Source organism: Paenibacillus sp. H1-7, from assembly GCF_022354825.1.
GTDB lineage: Bacteria > Bacillota > Bacilli > Paenibacillales > NBRC-103111 > Paenibacillus_S.
On record NZ_CP031168.1, the window covers coordinates 4,443,890 to 4,461,189 of the forward strand.

General features: G+C 44.7%; 18 protein-coding genes. 4 read left to right on the forward strand and 14 right to left on the reverse strand.

The features are described from left to right. Positions 1 to 62 precede the first annotated feature (62 nt). Genes DVH26_RS19700 through DVH26_RS19710 form a run of 3 tightly spaced genes read left to right on the forward strand, consistent with a single transcriptional unit; the run spans position 63 to position 2,263 of the window. Positions 63 to 533: an FMN-binding protein gene (locus DVH26_RS19700; protein ID WP_239624402.1), complete on the forward strand. Its 471-nt coding sequence runs from the start codon at positions 63 to 65 to the stop codon at positions 531 to 533. Between the two features lie 26 nt (positions 534 to 559). Continuing rightward, a complete protein-coding gene (locus DVH26_RS19705; protein ID WP_239624404.1) occupies positions 560 to 1,447 on the forward strand; it encodes an FAD:protein FMN transferase in 888 nt (295 codons plus the stop codon). Then, the gene (locus DVH26_RS19710; protein WP_239624406.1) at positions 1,448 to 2,263 is read left to right on the forward strand and encodes an RnfABCDGE type electron transport complex subunit D; all 816 of its coding nucleotides are present in this window, start codon (positions 1,448 to 1,450) and stop codon (positions 2,261 to 2,263) included. Positions 2,264 to 2,844: 581 nt separating this feature from the next. On the opposite strand, the gene DVH26_RS19715 is transcribed toward DVH26_RS19710, so the two are convergent. From DVH26_RS19715 to DVH26_RS19755, 10 genes are all read right to left on the reverse strand, one after another. Next, positions 2,845 to 3,156 (reverse strand): S-layer homology domain-containing protein, encoded by a 312-nt coding sequence (locus DVH26_RS19715; RefSeq protein ID WP_239624408.1) that lies wholly within the window; start codon positions 3,154 to 3,156, stop codon positions 2,845 to 2,847. Between the two features lie 7 nt (positions 3,157 to 3,163). Then, the gene (gene rbsK, locus DVH26_RS19720; RefSeq protein WP_239624410.1) at positions 3,164 to 4,090 is read right to left on the reverse strand and encodes a ribokinase; all 927 of its coding nucleotides are present in this window, start codon (positions 4,088 to 4,090) and stop codon (positions 3,164 to 3,166) included. A gap of 81 nt (positions 4,091 to 4,171) precedes the next feature. Further along, on the reverse strand, positions 4,172 to 5,011 hold the full coding sequence (locus tag DVH26_RS19725) for a carbohydrate ABC transporter permease (protein WP_239624412.1): 840 nt from the start codon (positions 5,009 to 5,011) through the stop codon (positions 4,172 to 4,174). Between the two features lie 12 nt (positions 5,012 to 5,023). Next, on the reverse strand, positions 5,024 to 5,893 hold the full coding sequence (locus DVH26_RS19730) for a carbohydrate ABC transporter permease (RefSeq protein ID WP_239624414.1): 870 nt from the start codon (positions 5,891 to 5,893) through the stop codon (positions 5,024 to 5,026). Between the two features lie 73 nt (positions 5,894 to 5,966). After that, entirely contained in the window at positions 5,967 to 7,298 is a 1,332-nt protein-coding gene (locus DVH26_RS19735) for an extracellular solute-binding protein (protein WP_239624416.1), read from the reverse strand. Between the two features lie 32 nt (positions 7,299 to 7,330). Then, complete coding sequence (locus DVH26_RS19740) at positions 7,331 to 8,227, reverse strand: nucleoside hydrolase (protein ID WP_239624418.1); 897 nt, start codon at positions 8,225 to 8,227, stop codon at positions 7,331 to 7,333. A 121-nt stretch (positions 8,228 to 8,348) separates the two neighbouring features. Beyond that, positions 8,349 to 9,968 carry a response regulator gene (locus DVH26_RS19745; RefSeq protein WP_239624420.1) on the reverse strand — a complete coding sequence of 540 codons (1,620 nt, stop codon included), beginning with the start codon at positions 9,966 to 9,968 and terminating at the stop codon, positions 8,349 to 8,351. Next, positions 9,946 to 11,700, reverse strand: a complete 1,755-nt coding sequence (locus tag DVH26_RS19750) for a sensor histidine kinase (protein ID WP_239624422.1) — start codon at positions 11,698 to 11,700, stop codon at positions 9,946 to 9,948. Before DVH26_RS19750 ends, DVH26_RS19745 begins: the two co-directional genes overlap by 23 nt. A gap of 517 nt (positions 11,701 to 12,217) precedes the next feature. Beyond that, positions 12,218 to 12,517, reverse strand: coding sequence for a GNAT family N-acetyltransferase (locus tag DVH26_RS37335; protein ID WP_481857611.1), 300 nt, complete (start codon positions 12,515 to 12,517; stop codon positions 12,218 to 12,220). Positions 12,518 to 13,061: 544 nt separating this feature from the next. Beyond that, on the reverse strand, positions 13,062 to 13,634 hold the full coding sequence (locus DVH26_RS19755) for a YdhK family protein (protein ID WP_239624424.1): 573 nt from the start codon (positions 13,632 to 13,634) through the stop codon (positions 13,062 to 13,064). A gap of 344 nt (positions 13,635 to 13,978) precedes the next feature. Here DVH26_RS19755 and DVH26_RS37340 point away from each other — a divergent pair, with 344 nt between their 5' ends. Next, complete coding sequence (locus DVH26_RS37340; RefSeq protein ID WP_481857522.1) at positions 13,979 to 14,221, forward strand: cupredoxin domain-containing protein; 243 nt, start codon at positions 13,979 to 13,981, stop codon at positions 14,219 to 14,221. 109 nt (positions 14,222 to 14,330) lie between these two features. Here the strand turns inward: DVH26_RS37340 and DVH26_RS19760 are convergent, their stop codons facing one another. The 4 genes from DVH26_RS19760 to DVH26_RS19775 all read right to left on the reverse strand — a co-directional run bounded on the left by DVH26_RS19760 (position 14,331) and on the right by DVH26_RS19775 (position 17,016). After that, entirely contained in the window at positions 14,331 to 14,570 is a 240-nt protein-coding gene (locus DVH26_RS19760; RefSeq protein ID WP_239624426.1) for a glutaredoxin family protein, read from the reverse strand. Between the two features lie 50 nt (positions 14,571 to 14,620). Then, entirely contained in the window at positions 14,621 to 14,944 is a 324-nt protein-coding gene (locus DVH26_RS19765; protein ID WP_239624428.1) for a metal-sensitive transcriptional regulator, read from the reverse strand. 133 nt (positions 14,945 to 15,077) lie between these two features. Continuing rightward, a complete protein-coding gene (locus DVH26_RS19770; protein ID WP_239624430.1) occupies positions 15,078 to 15,428 on the reverse strand; it encodes a metal-sensitive transcriptional regulator in 351 nt (116 codons plus the stop codon). Positions 15,429 to 15,570: 142 nt separating this feature from the next. After that, positions 15,571 to 17,016, reverse strand: a complete 1,446-nt coding sequence (locus tag DVH26_RS19775; protein WP_239624432.1) for an MFS transporter — start codon at positions 17,014 to 17,016, stop codon at positions 15,571 to 15,573. Positions 17,017 to 17,300 lie beyond the last annotated feature (284 nt).

The window sequence follows — 17,300 nt, forward strand, 5'->3', positions numbered from 1 at the left end:
CCTATTATAATTAAGCTCATCGGCAGAGAAAATTAACGATAATCGGATTGGAGAGACTCCTAATGGCCAAATTGAATAAGAAATGGGTAGTTCTGTGTTCAACAGCTATAGCGGCCGTATATGCAGCTGGATATATGGCAACGGAAACCCAAGCTTCGATAGATCAATCCGCGCCTTATGTCCAGACGGATAAAAGCGATATGGTCCGAGGTTCAACAAAAAGCAGCGGACAAACACCCGATACAAGTGCCAATGTATCCAGCAGTAAATACAAAGACGGCACTTATACAGGGATGGGAAGAAACCGCAGGGGCTCAATTCAGGTCGAGGTAACGGTGAAGAACGACAACATCACGGACGTTGAGATAAGTGACTTTGCCATGCATTATTCGGAAAGAGACGTTGCCGGACTGCCCAAGGAAGTATTGCAAAAGCAAAGTGCCCAAGTGAAGAACGTTTCCGGTGCGACCTACAGTACGCAGGCCTTCCAAGATGCCGTTCAAGATGCACTCACCCAGGCAAAGAATACTTAAATAAGAACTTTTAATGAGGTAATGCCATGAAGAAAACTAAGTTATGTATGGATACCGTCGTTGATATTCAAGTAGTTACTGAAGGGATTGAGGGATCCTTGATGGTCGAAAGAAGCATTGAACGGGCTTTCGAGATGTTCCGGCAAGTCGAGCTTGCTTGCAGCCGTTTCGATCCCGATAGTGAGCTAATGAGAGTATGCCGTCATGTCGAAACCCCCGTTAGAGTAAGTCCGTTCTTATTCGAGCCTCTAAAGTTTGCTCTAGAGATTGCTGAATGGACGAACGGCGTATTCGATCCTACTGTGGGCAAGCTGATGGAGGAACGTGGGTTTAACCGCCGCTACTTGACAGGGGATATCGTGGAGAGTACAGCATCCGGTTTTGCGACCTTTCGGGATATCGTCTTGAATGAGCCGGAACAGACCATCTGCTTGCTGCAACCGGCCGTGCTTGACCTGGGAGCGGTGGCCAAAGGGTTTGCCATCGACTTGGCAGCAAATGAATTAGGGAGCTTCCCTGGTTTTTTAATCAATGCCGGTGGGGATATCTATGCGGGGGGACAGGATGAGTCGGCGGAGCCGTGGACCGTAGGAATCCGTCATCCCATGAATCGGCAAGACGTTATCTATACGGTATCCATTTCCAATGAAGCCATTTGTACCTCGGGAAGCTACGAACGCAAGAGTCCAAAAGGTATAGGGCAGCATCATTTGATTCACCCCCAAACCAAGCTTTCGCCGTCCGGCCTGGTGAGCAGCAGCGTTATCGCGCCGTATGCCATGTTGGCCGATGCCCTTTCCACGGTATCGTTCCTTTTAGGGATTGATGGTGCACTGAAACTGATCGAACAAGTGAAGCTTAAAGGCATTTTCATCAATTCATCTATGCAAATCATAAAAGCAGGTGAGATATAAGTGACTGAAAAACAATGGTTTCAATCCCCAAAGGGCTATGTAGCAATGACTTTGACGGCCTATCTTGTTATAGCGTCTCTAGGCTCTCATAGCGCCGCGGGCATCATGAATGGACTTTTTGCTGTAGCTGCTGCGCTAGTTGTCGATTATTTGTGCTCCTGGGCGGAGAAGCGCAAGCGAATCGTGCTGGACGGTGCTGTGATCACAGGGCTCATTATTTCCTTGGTCCTAAGCAGTACGGCCTCTTGGCTTATTCTATCGGCTACAACGGTTATGGCCGTGCTCTCCAAGCATCTTCTCGTGAATAAGAAGAAGCCGGTTTTAAATCCGGCGGCGCTAGGCTTGCTTCTTGCCATTCCGCTGTTTCATGCCGGGCAAAGCTGGTGGGGAGCATTCGGCGACCTCCCTGTATGGACCATCCTCTTTTTGCTGATAGGAGGTTATATGATAACGAACCGTGTTCAGAAGTATCCTCAAATTTTCGCATTTTTTGCGGTATTCTTTCTTTTGCTTCTGGTCATGGGCCTTCTCCATATAGGAGACGCTTCTGACGCGCTCCGGCCGCCTTTTATCAATGCGACGTTGTTTTTCGGGTTTTTCATGCTTACCGACCCGCCTACTTCCCCCGCGAAAGTCAAGGACCAGATAGTTTTTGGTATTGTAACGGCGGTGACGGGAGCAGTCGTATATGCGATTTTCGGCGGATTGACCTACTTGTTCATCGGATTGCTTGCAGGCAACATGTACCATTGGCTTAATGCTCGCTTACCGCTGCAAGTATCGAAGAAAAACCAGGCCGGGGTGCCAGGACAATAAAAGAGTATGCTGTAATCAAACCATTCTAAACTAACATTGCTTACTAAATGATATATTTGAATTCAATGCTCTGGAAATCGTGGAAATGCTAGAGAACAAGGAGGACTCGGTTAAAGCCGCGTTTTATTGATCTCGAAAGCGATTCTTACGTGGTATATACTAGAATCCAATCTCATGAAATACTGCGGTTTACGAGCCTATTCAATGAGATAATGTTCATGTCACCCGACATCGGTTGACATGAACTTGGGTTTCATGAATGCTGATGTCGGATCACGTTACCAGTTGTTAACGGCATAGGGCGACAGCACCTGCTCGTTCCATACTATATGCCAACTCCCCTGATGTTCTGCGACCGTTACCTGCGTGGACTGGCTTCCGATCTACTCTCCAAAGTCGTCAAAATAAGCACTTTTATACAAACTGCCCATTGCCGCAAATTTGGCTCTAAACGCAAAGCACCCCGCAGCATTTAATCAGGCGCGAGGTGCTTCCCAGTGTGATTGAAATTTTTTTCCATTGTAACACGTGTTCTTTCCTTTATGGGGCGAAAACAACCGTAGCAACGCAGCAAAGCCGTACTACTCGATAAAATCTACTTTTTGCAGCAATCTCTTCAGCATCGTTGCTGCTTGGGCCCGGGTTGCAAACTGCTGCGGCTCGAAACGTCCGCCGTCCATACCGGCGATAATTCCCGCTTCCACCGATCCGGCGACTGCAGACTGCGCCCAGGCCGAGATCGATTCGCGATCGGCGAACGTGGCAAGCGACTGGCTGCTCCCCGGCAAATTTAGTTTACCGGAAACAAAAGCAAACGATCTGGCGATCATAACCGCCATCTGCTCACGTGTAATCCTGAAAACAACCCAAGTCGCTGCCGGAATGATATGCATTGTAAACTCATGTGTAGCATCTTTCCAAGAAGTTAGCGATTTCCTCAACATTAGGTATTGATTCTTGTGCCCCGGCACGTGACACAGCAATTGCTGAAGCGGCGCTAGCTCGCTGCAGAGCATCCTTAACCGTCATACCTTGTTGCCTGGCTACAATAAAGGATCCGATAAATGTATCGCCTGCAGCCGTTGTATCCACGACATGTACAGGATAAGCTGACGTAAAGACAGCTTCTTCCTGATGGTTCATATAGAGAGACCCTTTCTCGCCCAATGTGATGATAACTTCTTTGACTCCCAAGGCAATAATCTGGCTTGCAGCTTGTCTGACGTTCGATAAATCATCCTCTAATCGTATAGAAGTAATGAATTCGGCCTCGGATTCATTCAAGATCATTACATCTATTAATGGAAATACAACCTCTTCGATCTCTGATGCCGGAGCAGGATTGAAATAGGTTTGTACTCCCCGCTGTTTTGCCGCCTCAAGAGCGTATCGCGTACAGGCCCACGGTATTTCGTTCTGTACAAGTAATACCGATGAGGAGTCGAACAATTCCGGCAGCCCTTGCAAGTCTTCAACCGTCAAGCACCCATTCGCGCCTTCGCTTAGAAAAACATTGTTTTGGCCTGACTCGTCTACAACCACAAAGGCTGTACCAATGTCGTTATCCTTCCATAAGACCCGATCTGTATTTACTTGGTACTTCTTAATGCCAAACAAGATATCTCTGCTGTAAAAATCATTGCCAACCGCCCCGATTAAAGTGACATTCCCTCCAGAAAGAGCTGCCGCAACCGCCTGGTTGGCTCCCTTACCGCCGGATTTCGTCTCCGTTTTATAGCTTTGAACCGTTTCTCCCGGCTGTGGAAGCTTTCGAATATAACATACAAAATCCATGTTAATACTTCCAACGACCACTATGTTTCCCATTGAATTTACCCCCCATAGGCCCAGCGGATAGTGAACTATCATTCGCAACCCGGATTCATTGGGTCGCTTCCATTCATGGAACTATTCTTTCGATCCTGTATTTGCGATACCGTTGACAAAATAACGCTGCAGCGGCAGCAAAACAAGGACAGGCACGATTACGGCGATGATGATGCCGGCAAACATTTCATTCCAATAGGTTGCAAACTCGGTGACAAAATCGCTCAACGCAACCTGGATAACTTTATACTCTTTCGACCGGGTTGCAATCAACGGCCACATGAAGGATTCCCACTGGTGGATAAAGATTAACAATCCGGCACTGACCGTTACAGGCTTACACAACGGCAGGATGATTCCCGCATAAATTTTGAACCATGAAGCTCCGTCCATCCGGGCCGATTCGATAAGCGCCTTAGGAAGGTCAAGGAAAAACTGCCGGTAAAGGAAAATGACCAAACCATTAGCCAAACCGGGAACAATAATGCCGGAGTAGGTATCAATCCACCCCAGGCTGTCAACCAGGCCGTACAAAGGGATAGCGATAACCTCAAACGGTATCATGAATGTCAGAATAACGAGGAAAAACAATAAATTTCTTCCTTTAAATTCGAAATAGACAAAAGCAAAGGCAGCCATCGAAGCGATAATCAAGCCGATTACAACATTCACAATGGAAACGTAGAACGTGTTAAAGAAAATCCGCCCGAAGCCTCTTTCTACAAATAAGGAAACGTAAGCATCAAAAGTAATTTCAGTCGGCACAAACGTTCTCCAAGATACTGGAGACATATAGCGAAAGATCTCGTCCAGAGGCCGCAGCGATGAGACCAACGCAAACCCCAGAGGGAGCAGAATCACTAACCCCAGAAGGATGTGTGCGATATACAGTAATGGGATCGTACCTTGATTGCGTTTCATGGGATCTCCTCTCTAATGTTTGGCCCTTAGAAATTTGAATTGCATAGCAACGATACTTAAAGTTAAAAGGAGCAAAATAATAACAATCGCTGAGGCCCTGCCTGAATCGGAGTAAAGAAAAGCGCTGTTGTAGCTTTCCAGCATCAGGACATTCGTGCTGTGTTCCGGTCCGCCCTGGGTGAGAATATACATGGGGGAAAACAGCAGGAAATTGGAAACCGTTACCGATACAGCGACAAAGGTTATGGACCGCTTCATCATCGGAAACGTGACCTGTTTAAACTGCTCCCAACGCGATGCCCCATCTATGGATGATGCCTCGTATAGCGACACAGGAACCTCCTGCAGGCCGGCAAGAAAAAAGATAGCCCAATACCCGATACCTTTCCAAGTTGCGATGCCGATTATTGAAGCAAGAGCTTGTTTGGAGCCCGTTAGAAAAGGCTGCTGCTCTAAGCCCAAGCCGACCAGCATGGAGTTGACGACTCCTTGTTCAGGACTCAGCATGATGTTCCATAAGATACACGCGGTAGAGACCGAAACGGCTACGGGAACAAAATGAATCCCTCTAAACAGCCCGATATGCTTGAGCTTGGCATTTAGTAATAGCGCCAGCATAAAAGCAAGAATGACCTGAATCGGATTGATGAATACATTGAATAACAACGTAATTTTCAAAGAGTTCCAAAAAACCGGATCGCTGAACAGGAAGCTATAATTTTTCAAACCGATGAATGCTTCACTATCACTTAGAAAAGATGGTGCATAAAAGCTGTCTTCCAAGCCCTTAAACACCGGATACAGCTTAAACATTAGCAAGCCGAGCATGGCTGGAAATAAGAAGATATAAGGGGTGATTCTCTCTATTCTTATGTCATTCACCTTCAGTCATCTTTAGTTCAATAGTTCTGAATGAAGGGATGGGATTGTTCACCCTCATCCCCAGAACGGTTATTTACTTCACCACGGATTGATATTTCTTTAACTGACTATCGATTAATGTTGCAGCATCATCTAACGCTTTCTTCGGATCGGAACCGTTTTTTATATCCTCAAATGCCTTGTTAACATTGTTTTCCCATTCCAAGTAGCCCGGCGTTTTGGGGCGTGCAGCTGCTGTTTCGCGTGCTTCGCCTGCAGCTAATTTCATAATGCTGTTGGGGAAATCTTTATATTTAGGGTCTTTATCGATCTGATCCAGCAGCTCCAGACTCGCTGGCAGCGCCCCGTTTTCATCAAACCAAATTTGCGAGCCTTTTCCTAACGTTAAATACTTGACAAACTTGGCTGCCGCTTCTTTTTTCGTGGAATATTTGGAGATGCCTACATGCCAGCTGCCTGTAGGAGTGGCAATCTTACCCCCGGCAAAATAAGGATGAGGAGCTATCCCGTAATTCATCCCGGCATCTTTAATACGAGGCATATTCTGGGTTGAAGCCAAGAACATAGCCACTTTACCGGAAATAAAGTAATCCAGAGCTTCCTCCCGCTTGATTTTTGGACTAATCTTCTCTTTATTGAACAGGTCTGAGTAGAACTGGAACGCGCTCACCATTTCCGGTGAATTCGTGTAGCCTGTAGCGGTTAGACCGTTGTCGCTCAGCACCTTCGCATTTTTACTTTGTCCAAGCGAAATGAGCTGATAGGCCTTGCCAACCTGATCGAAACTGAAACCATAGACGTCATTTTGATTGTCGCCGTTCGTATCCTTGGATAATTTCCTGGCAACTTCCACTACATTCTCCCACGTCATCCGATATTCCAATTGATCCGATGGAAACGCAATGCCTGCTTTCTGAAACAAATCTTTATTATAAAACAGCACGACACTAGAGGTATTCATCGGCGCCGCCATTAATTGTCCTTGATAGGAGCCTGCCTCTGTCGCCGACGCTATCCATTTCTGCTTCGCGTCAGCGCCTATCAGAGCATCGAGCGGCTCCAAATAACCTTTTAACGAATAGCCCATTGTTAGCGGAACATCGACAGAGATAACATCCAGATCCTGTGCTTTGGAAGCAAGCTTAATTTCAATGGTTTCGGTCAGTTTGGTCGAAGGACTGAGCTGCAGATTCACCTTGATATTGGGATTTTCCTTCTCAAACTCTTCGATAACCTTCTTAATAGGCTTTTCCCAGATAGAGTTAGCCAAGTACGAAATTTCCGTCGTGCCTGAAGAGCTAGCCTCTTGCTGGACGGACTGAGAATCTTTACCCGGGGTCCCGGAGCATCCTGCAGATAGCAGTAGAGCAAGCGAACAAACGACACCAGCTTGTATTTTTTTCAAAGTAAAAGCCCCCTTCTATAAATGCGTGTGTATCAGCAGAACACTCTTTCTTTCAACAGTTCCAGGAAGGATTCGCGGTTTACCTCAAGACAAACCTCAACATTCCCAGCCTCATTGAGCTCCCCAACCGTGATTCCCGTCGGATGTCGATGATCGTAATCAACGCGGATGCTCATCCTGCGGGTCGATACAAGCTGGCGGTCTATCAGCAGCGCAACAGCTAAAGGATCGTGCATAAATGTGAAATCCCTCTTTCGGTAATCCATATACCCTTCAATTTGCTTGGTCAAAGTAACGGCCAACGGGGTTGCCGAGGCTGCCAAATCGTCTTTATCTTGTCTCGTAATGGCAACCTGCCTCGTTACATCCAGCCCTACCATAAGGATTGGTGCCCCACTGGAGAACACCAGCGACGCTGCCTCGGGATCGCATTTCACATTATGCTCGATGGGAGGGAGCTCCACTGCGCTGCTGCCTAACCGAACGACACCGCCCATCATGACGATTTCCTTGACGTGCCTCACTAGACGCGGCTCTCGAATAATAGCTGCAGCGATATTTGTCAGCGGCCCGATGGTCACCAAAGTGATTTGATCCGGGTTATTCATTACCGTTTCAATGATAAAATCAACGGCATGCTTACCCTCGTTCCTATCCCGGTCTTCAATGTCCAGCCCTTCTCCCTCAATCCCTGCCCAGAACACCTCACGGTTGCGCAATAATGTCTGTACAACTCCGGGATACACCTCGACCTCGCTGTCACCGGACAAGGCCATGATTTTCTTGGCAATTTCCGCACGGACATGTACGTTACCGTATACGGTTGTCACTCCTTCAAGCTTGATTTCCGGCGATCTTAGCGCAAGCGATAATGCCACGGCATCATCCGAATCCGTTCCGATATCCGTATCGAGTATTATGCGATTCATTACTGGAGTCCCCCTATTTGTTTTGAGATGCTTCCGATTCATAAATTAAGTATAGGTTGTATAGGGGGAGGCGAAAACGGATGATATTTTAAGATCTTAGAGGACAATCTAAAGATTGTGCCTATTCTCGACCCGACATGGCGCGATACTCTTGCGGCGATACGTTATAATAGCTTTTAAACAATTTTGTAAAATAGGGGGTATATTGATAACCCAGCAGGGCGGAGATTTCATAGATTTTGGCCTTTGAATTTCTCAGCAAGTAGGCAGCCTTCTCCATACGGTACCGGTAAATATATTCGCTCAAGTTCTCGCCGGTTTCTTGTTTGTACGCAACCGACAAATAAGACGGATGAAGATGGACGTTTTCGCTGATGGCCTGCAGGGTTACATTCTCGGAGAGATGGCGCTCTATATATTGATGAATTTGCAATACAAGTGAGCTCTTACTCACGTTACCGCCAACGGCAACGCGTTCTTTAAGCCGATTCAGCACCTGAGCCGCCCAAGCATGAAGCAGCTTCACGGTACGAAACACAGGGCTGTTAATCCCTCTCATATAGGGCTCCTCTATCACATCCGCCATTTGCAGTCCGTACATGTGAATCACGTAGGTGTAGGCATTCGATAAAGCAAAATACACTTCCGATAAATATTCCGCGGAGTCCATTCCATTGCTGCTCAGCTCTTCAAAAATATAGTTCAATCTCGACTGTGCATCCTGCCACCGGCCGGTCTCTATCAGCTGTAAAACGGTAGGAGGTTCATACAACCGCTGGAGAGGCCTCAGTGGTGTATGAGGCGCTTGGTCCCACAAACGTTGAAACAACTCCTGTTCGCTTTCGGGCAGCCTTCTGAACAGCGTCAGAGCTTTTTGATACAGCTCGGTAAGTCCTTGGGGGAAAGCTTCAAAGTCACTGACAATGACTGAGATTTTTCCTTGAAGATATATCGTTATATAATGCTGTAATTGCGGGATCAACTGCTCCAGCTTTTTTCGGGAGGCATCCAGCAAATCATTGTTTTTTGTTTTTACTAAGAAAGCCAGATAATGACTGTCGTCTTTGCAGGACCAAACTTCAAAAAATTCTTGGAACACTTCCTCTGTAATATTAACGATTGCATATTCAAATAAGGAAATGTCCCGCTCATCATATTCCAAAAAGCGATTTTCAATTCTTAGCAGCATCAAAGCTGCCTTATCCCCTGATGAGAAGGGAATACTTAACCTTTCCATATCTTCGGTCAATATCCCCGGGGTCTGCTTTCCCCCTTTAAGTAATTCGAGCAGTAGAGATGCTTGTAAGCGCACGATATGAGAACGAAGCGTTTCCTGCGCTTTTTTGTTGGAAACCACGGCTTCCCTCTTTTGTTGTAGCCTTTCAGCCGTTTGAAGAATGGTTTGCAGCAGCTCATCTTTCTTGACTGGCTTTAACAGGTACGCCGCTGCGTTGGTTTTTAACGCCTGTTGTGCATATTCGAACTCAGCATAGCCTGATAAAAGGATACATTCGATATCCATCTGTTTCTGTTTGATATACTCGCACAATTCAAGCCCTGTCATTCCCGGCATGCGAATGTCGGTAACAACAATATCGACAGGGAATTGCTCAATGATCTGAACGGCCTCTTGCCCAGAAGCAGCAGTATATACACAATCAAAGTTTGTAGTTTTCCTTATAAATAAAGTCAAATCCTCCAAAATAACAGGTTCATCGTCAACCAGAAGCAATCGAATCATGATGAGTCCCCTTTCTCCAGTAAATAGTCACACTAAGTCCTGCCAGATTTGATGATGGTTGCAATTCCAGTCCGGATTGTTCACCAAACCAATACTTTAAACGCTGCTGCACATTCCAAAGTCCATATCCGGTTGTTTCATCCATAGGACTATTAAGTTGTTCCGTTAACAGATGCAGCCTATCTGCTGTAAGACCAACGCCGTTATCTTCAATCGTTATGCGGGTGTAATCCTCTGTAAGCTCTCCGGTAATCTGAATGACGCCTCCCCCCATCTTGGGTTCCAAGCCATGAACTATCGCATTTTCTACAATGGGCTGTATAAGGAGCCTTGGCAAACGCAAGTTCATCATTTCCTCAGGAATTATCATTTCGTATTGAATCCGCTGCATTCTTAACAAATGAATTTCCAAATAGTTTTTCACTAATTTCAGCTCATCTACGAGACAGGTATGGGGGTCGTCAAGCCGGGTGATATAACGATAATAATCACTGAGATTGTAAGCCATGGCGATAACAGGCTCATTACGGCCAAGACTTGCAGAGCTAATGATGAAGTTAAGACAGTTGTACAAAAAATGTGGATTAATTTGAGCTTGCAGCTGTTTCAATGTAGCCAGGCGGGACCGGTTTTTTTCTTCATATACATCCTCAATCAGGTGTTGAATTTGCCCTGCCATATCATTGAATCGAACAACCACAAAATCAAATTCATTATGAAACCATCGATTCAGCCTCACGTTAAAGTCGCCGTTCTGAAATCTTTTCAAGACAGCAGTGAGTGCGTGAAGGGGAGCCTGAACATGCTTATACAGCAGGAAGGAAACCAGTATTCCTACCGCTAGCAAGAGGATAATAAAACCATAGAAAAAGTTTCGAATCTTGGTGATGGGAGCTAATATTTGCTCCAGCGGTGTGTAATCGACAACATAATACCCAAGCGCTTGTGAATAGACGTAGTTTATAAGATAGCTTTTTTTACCTACTTCCGTAACAAAGTCACCCTTTTCCCCCAATGTATTTTGAAAAAGAAAATTCACCACAGCATCGGTAGTTTGTTTATCCGAGGTACGGTTATAGCTGATATGATTTTGTCGGTCAACCATGAAGGGATCGCCTTTGCTGCCCGTCTTCAACTGATCCAATAGAGAGGTAATATTTTGCTCATAAAACGCCATTTCTACAATAACCACACTTTGATCCAGCTTCCCGCTTTCATTTATCGGCCCCCCTGCATAGTAAACAAAAGATGACATATCCGGGCGGTCAGGGTCCGATCTGTAGCTCCAATTGGTATTTCTTATATTTTTGTCTAACTGCTGCTCATCATAAGGGATTTGTCGTAACGTGGTCGATAAAGTTTTTTGTACAGAGGGAAAGTACAGTGTAATATCGTTATACCAACTGCTGGCGGAGCTCTGAAGAGTCAGTTTTTCCTGAACAGTCGATTCGATCTGACTGGATAGCTGTTGTTTGCCGTTCAACATGGTTCTTTCCATACCCAATATCGTTGTATCTCTAGTAAGTGTAATCGCATTCATAGCTAAGCTTAAAGCTATCGAATCCAATTGTTTACGGAAAAACTCCAGCTGATTGCTCTTTTCTTTTTGCAGAAGCCCTTCTACGACACGAACGCTAACCTGATTCGATAAGCCATAAAGGAGTAAGATGGGTATTAGAAAAATGAAGATAACGGCGTTCATTTTTGAAAAAATATTTTTTTTGATTATCATGTAGTATCCCCTTTTACCGTGCATGATCTTTAATCCTTAAATAGTCGAAGAACTCGACGCCATTATATGAGTTTATAAAGTCAAAAACAAGATATCCATGATAATTCATAGCTCCCGGCTATACATTTATGTTACCATAATGCTCATTCTGTCAGTTTGAGTAAGGGGATGGGAATACTTTCCAGTTATTAATCAGCAAACATCGGTTATTCGTTTTCTAAATCCGGATCTTAAATAAGCGTTGTATTTCCTGAGCTCCATAATCCATTATTAAGGAGTGGATGTAACATAGAAAAACTGACCTCTTAAGGTCAGTCGTGTCGAAAAATCCCGCTAATATACGGTTTTTGTTTTATGTTTGGAGAGGGTGATGATTTTCCTCGGTACCGTACGAACTTACCGATCATGCATTCAGGTCTTCTTTCAAATCATGGTGCTTCGGAGCAGGCCCAAATTCTTGAGAGAACACTCTCAGCGGCCAAACGCAACACAGCTGCCAAATATGCTGGAAGTCGTGTCAGTTGTTTATTATGCTATGGTACCCGTTAGAGTAAAGAAGCCACCGTTTCAACCAGTAGTCCCAAGCTAAAAAGTAGAATGGATCTGTCCATCTTAAAGAAAGTTTGGATGCAGTATCATTCTTTTTTCTGTGGCTAAGTCTTACCTCTTTACATTGATATTCATTTTTAAGCAAGTTTATCAATTCAATCATGGCACTTCTTCCATACCCTCTGCCCTGATAGTGTTGGTCAATCATAATTGCTTCAATTTCGCCAATGCCGTTATCGATTACGATATAAATCGCAAAGCCTACCATTGTATCTTCAAGATAAATGGCAAGCGGGTTGAAATGTGTATTCAGCAAGCCAATAAACAACCGGAGCAGTAAATAACTTTCTTTGTTCTTCCGTCACGTTGAGTTGCGTACATTGAAACCAATTTTCCGTGTGATTTCCCTTAAAATTACGATTGGATGTCCTCCTTAGTTTTTCCACAGAAGAAATCCAACTATAAAGAATCCACCTGTGGATTAGACTATAATCACCTTGTTCAGCATTTATTTCATCACTCTTTTCATGTAGTAAATCAACAACAAATTTATGTTACCATATATTGGTTAATGGGTCTTCGTCGTATTTGACTATAAAAGTTATCTACCGAGAATGAGCAAGCCCGTGGTTGCCCTTTACTTTAATAAATAAAACGAGGAGCTGCCACGCGGCAAGCTCCTCCACTATCGTACCCGTTAGCTTAATACCCCAGTCCAAACCGGTGGTTTACCATGTTATGTAACCTTCATCGGGAATGGGGTAGTGTTCTTGTCAATTTCGGGAATGAGATAAAGTTCTATAGTTTTAAGTTTATTTATCGGAAAGCTCACTTTCAGTAACCCATTTATGATTTTTAACTGGGGATCCACCGGTTGTCGGCATATAATCCACCACATAAACAGTTGTTTGCTGCGCAGAATCAATCGTTGCCTTGGCCCCATTCATGCCCTTCATATGATCAGCCATTAACGTTACTTCTGAGCCTTTGGCAAATGGCTTGTCACCCGCATTCTTAATTTCCTCTTGAACAATCCACTTATGATTCGTAACCTTTTCCCCCCCTGTTGTCGGAACGTACGAAACGGTATAAATCGTAGTATCATATGCTCCAACAATGGTTGCAGTCGCACCTTTCATACCGGGCATATGGTCATTAAGTATGACCGCTTGACTTCCCACTTTAAACTTCGGATTTTTAGCTTCTTTAAGACCTTCAGGAAGCTTGTCTGAAGATGAATGTTCCATGTCCATTCCTGTATGATTCATATTCGTTCCTTGTTGACTGTTGTTTGCAGCTTGTCCTTGATCTGAACTTTTACCGCAAGCACTAAGAGCAACAGCCAGTATCACGATGGCACCGAGTAAAGCTATCTTCTTTTTCATTACATTAACCCCTTTCACAGCGATGATTTTTGTTGCAATACTATTGTAATAAACAGTTGTGTAGATCTTGTGAGAAAGATGATTTGATCCCTCAAAAATAAGGTACGTCATCTTTATTCACAAACAGAACCGGTCCATTATTCGGGTGATGAATCAACTCTGAGCTTACTAGGGCCGTTTGCCAATCTTTCGGGTTCGCAAGAACAACGCCGTCAGGTCTGTTTGCATCACTGGTTGCCATCCACGTTTTCGAAACCAGCACGCAGCCTCCATCGAGTCGCTTGTGTTGATGCGAGTCGTGTTTTCGAAGCAATTTACGGCATTGATACCGTGCTGGCTGGACCTTGCGCCGTTCCTCCATCCGTGTTATAGCAGGTCAGAAATTTAGAATTACATTAGATAATACAGGCCAAATTGAACATGACTTTGAAATCGTTGGAACGAACATACATATTCACGCAGCACCCAGTAATAAAAGTACAATGATTATAAGTCTTGATAAAGCAGGATATTATCAAGTGATCTGCACTCTACCAGGCCATAAAGAAGCCGGAATGAGCACTTCCATTCAAGTTACAAAATCTTAGCCAACGAAAAATTACCTGATGATGATTTTTTTCTCCTTCCCGCTCATCCATAAGGTATTTGTATTAAATAAAAATAAACCCGGCCAGAGCGACCGGTTTATTAAAAATATTACTTTAGTAATTCACTTATTTCTGTTAGATTTTCTGCAAAGCCAACAAATACCTTACTCTGAATCACAATTGTCGGAACAATCTGTTTTCCCGTTAAGTCCCAGACTTCTCTTGGATAATTTTCATTTTCTTCGCAGTTATATTCGATGTAAGGAACCTGATGTTCATTGAAGTAGCGTTTGGCGTGATTGCAGTCGCTGCACGTCGGTATCGTATAAATTTTTAAGGGTTCTGTCATCGCTTATCACTCCTTAATATGAATGGAACGGCCATTATTTCGTCTCTCCTTCATTTGATCAATTTGCTCACGATTTCAAGCATTTCATCGACGACGTTCTTCTCTTCGTCACTCTGCTGTGTACGATGGATGATGCAGCATTTCAAATGATTCAACAGAAGCAGTTTGCCTACCCCATTAAGGGCATTATGTATAGCAGCTATTTGAGTGAGTACATGATCACAATAATCATTTCGTTCTACTAGCCTCTGTACGCCGCGTACCTGCCCTTCGATACGGTTCAATCTAATTTGAATAGCCGATATTTCTTTCAGATTCAGTTGTATTTTTCGTTTACGTAATTGAGGCGATGCCATTGATTCATTAGAATTCATTTCCATCAACTCCACGTTTGTAGTATACCCAAGTACCCTATATATAGTCAATAAATATTTTAGTATACCCCCGTACTGTATAGTCTAGAAAATAAAAAAGCAGCATTTCTGCTGCTCGATCATGGTTTTCAAGTTATTTCATCAGTTTATTCATTGTGGTCATAAGTTCCGTCAACACTTCTATATCGCCTTCTTGTATCCGCTCAACGACGCAGCTTTTCATGTGATGCTCAAGCAAGAGCTTTCCAACGCCATTCAGAGCCGATTGAACCGAAGCAATCTGGTTCAGCACATCGTCACAGTAGGTGTCCTTTTCAATGAGTCCCTTAAGGCCACGAACCTGCCCTTCGATCCGATTCAAACGGCTGATCAAATTGTGCTTTGCTTTCTCGGAATGATGGCTCTTCCGCGCGCCCTCTCCATGAGAGCAGCAACCCGACTCTTGATCTGTAGTATGGTCCAAAAGTATAGTTTCTTCGCTCATATCATTCCCTCCCTTTATTGTTATTATAACATACCCCTTCCCCCTATACAAAGGCATTTATGGATCTGCGGTATACACTGGAATCTCCATTAATATGGAAAGCTCCAGCCAAATCCAATTTGGCTGGAGTGCGAGCTTTCAATTACATTGCTACAGGCCCGTTTGTTTCCCCCTGCTTGGGAGAACGGATAAACAGAAATGCCAGGATAGCACCTGCAAATGCTACGATACCAGACCATAAAAATGCTTGGTGGAATCCTTCATTCAATGCAGCAAACTGATCAGCACCATTTTGGGAAGCTGTACTTGATGCAGCAATCGCAACCATGATGGCCAGACTTATCGCTGAGCCAATCTGGTAGCTTGTATTGGCAAGCCCGGATGCGAGCCCTGCCTCTTCCGGCTTGGCTCCCGACATGGCAGACATGGTAGCCGGAATATAAGCAAGCGACATACCGAGTGCGCCTAGCAGTGAGGCTGGGAGTACGTGTGTTACAAAATTACCATCAACCGGCGTATTTCCTGCAAAAAGTAATAACGATCCTCCAAGGGCAATCAATCCGATGACCAAATTGGCTTTCACGCCAAACTTTCCGATTAATTTGCCGGTAATGAAAACCATGAAGATGGCAATGAGTATGGTCATAGGCAATAAACCGAGCCCACCGGCGAAAGCAGAAAATTTCAATACTTGTTGCAAGTAGAGATTGAGGAAAAACCATAATGGAATCCATCCGCCGGATAGCATAATGAGTGCGATATTACCTGCAGCCAAGTTTGGTGCCTTAAAGATCCCGAGCGGAACAAGTGGCTCTTTTTTTACGGCCTGAATGATTAAGAACAGGATAAACAACACGGCCCCCGAAACTAGTGTCCATATGGTGGACGGTGCGCTCCATCCATTGTGCTCTGCTGTTACGATGCCGTACACCACCAATACCAATGATGCTGTTACGAAAATAGATCCGATAACGTCGATGCTTCCTTTTCTTCGTATCCCTTTCGATAAAAGTCCAGGGGATACAAGCAAGGCGAGGATGCCGACCGGTACGTTAATCAGAAACGTCCATTGCCAGCTTAACCACTCGGTTATGACACCTCCTAGAAATACGCCAGCCGATCCGCCGGCAGCAGCCGAAGCGCCCCAAAACCCTAATGCTTTACCTAATTCTTTGGGGCTTCCACTAAACAGCATCATGACGATGGTTAATGCTGAGGGGGCAATTAATGCGGAACCGAATCCTTGTAATGCACGCCCGATGTTAAGCGACTCCTCGTTCCAAGCCACTCCAGCAAGTAAGGAGGCTAACGTTAGGATCGAAAAACCCCACATGAACATGCGCCGCTGCCCAAATAGATCGGACAAACGACCACCCAGTAATAACAAACCGCCAAAGAAAATGACATATGCATTAAATACCCACTGCAAACTAGCCTGCGTATATCCGAGAGCTTCTTTAATGGCCGGTAGCGCAACTCCAATAATCGAGGTGTCCATAATAACCATAAAATTTGCAAGGCATAACAAAGCCAGTGCTTTCCAACGCCTTGGATCAGGTTGAGAAAGTGCTTGAACTTGATTCTTCATAAATATACCCTCCTTTAATTACGAATCGTCCAGTTAATTTTGGAAGCTAATTTGCTCCGACGGCCGTCAAAAGCGAGATCAAAATTGTTCCAAAATTTCCCTTGCCGACAACTATATAGTATAGCCCCCTACCCTATATTGTCAATCCGTTTTTTTCTTCTCTGCTTGAATTTTTAGTACGATTCGCGTTTTCGTGGATGCAGGGTATGCTCCAGCTTCTCCTCAATTGCTTGAATGAGCGACGACAAGGTCGTCTGCACAACTGTCGGTATCTCGGGTGCATT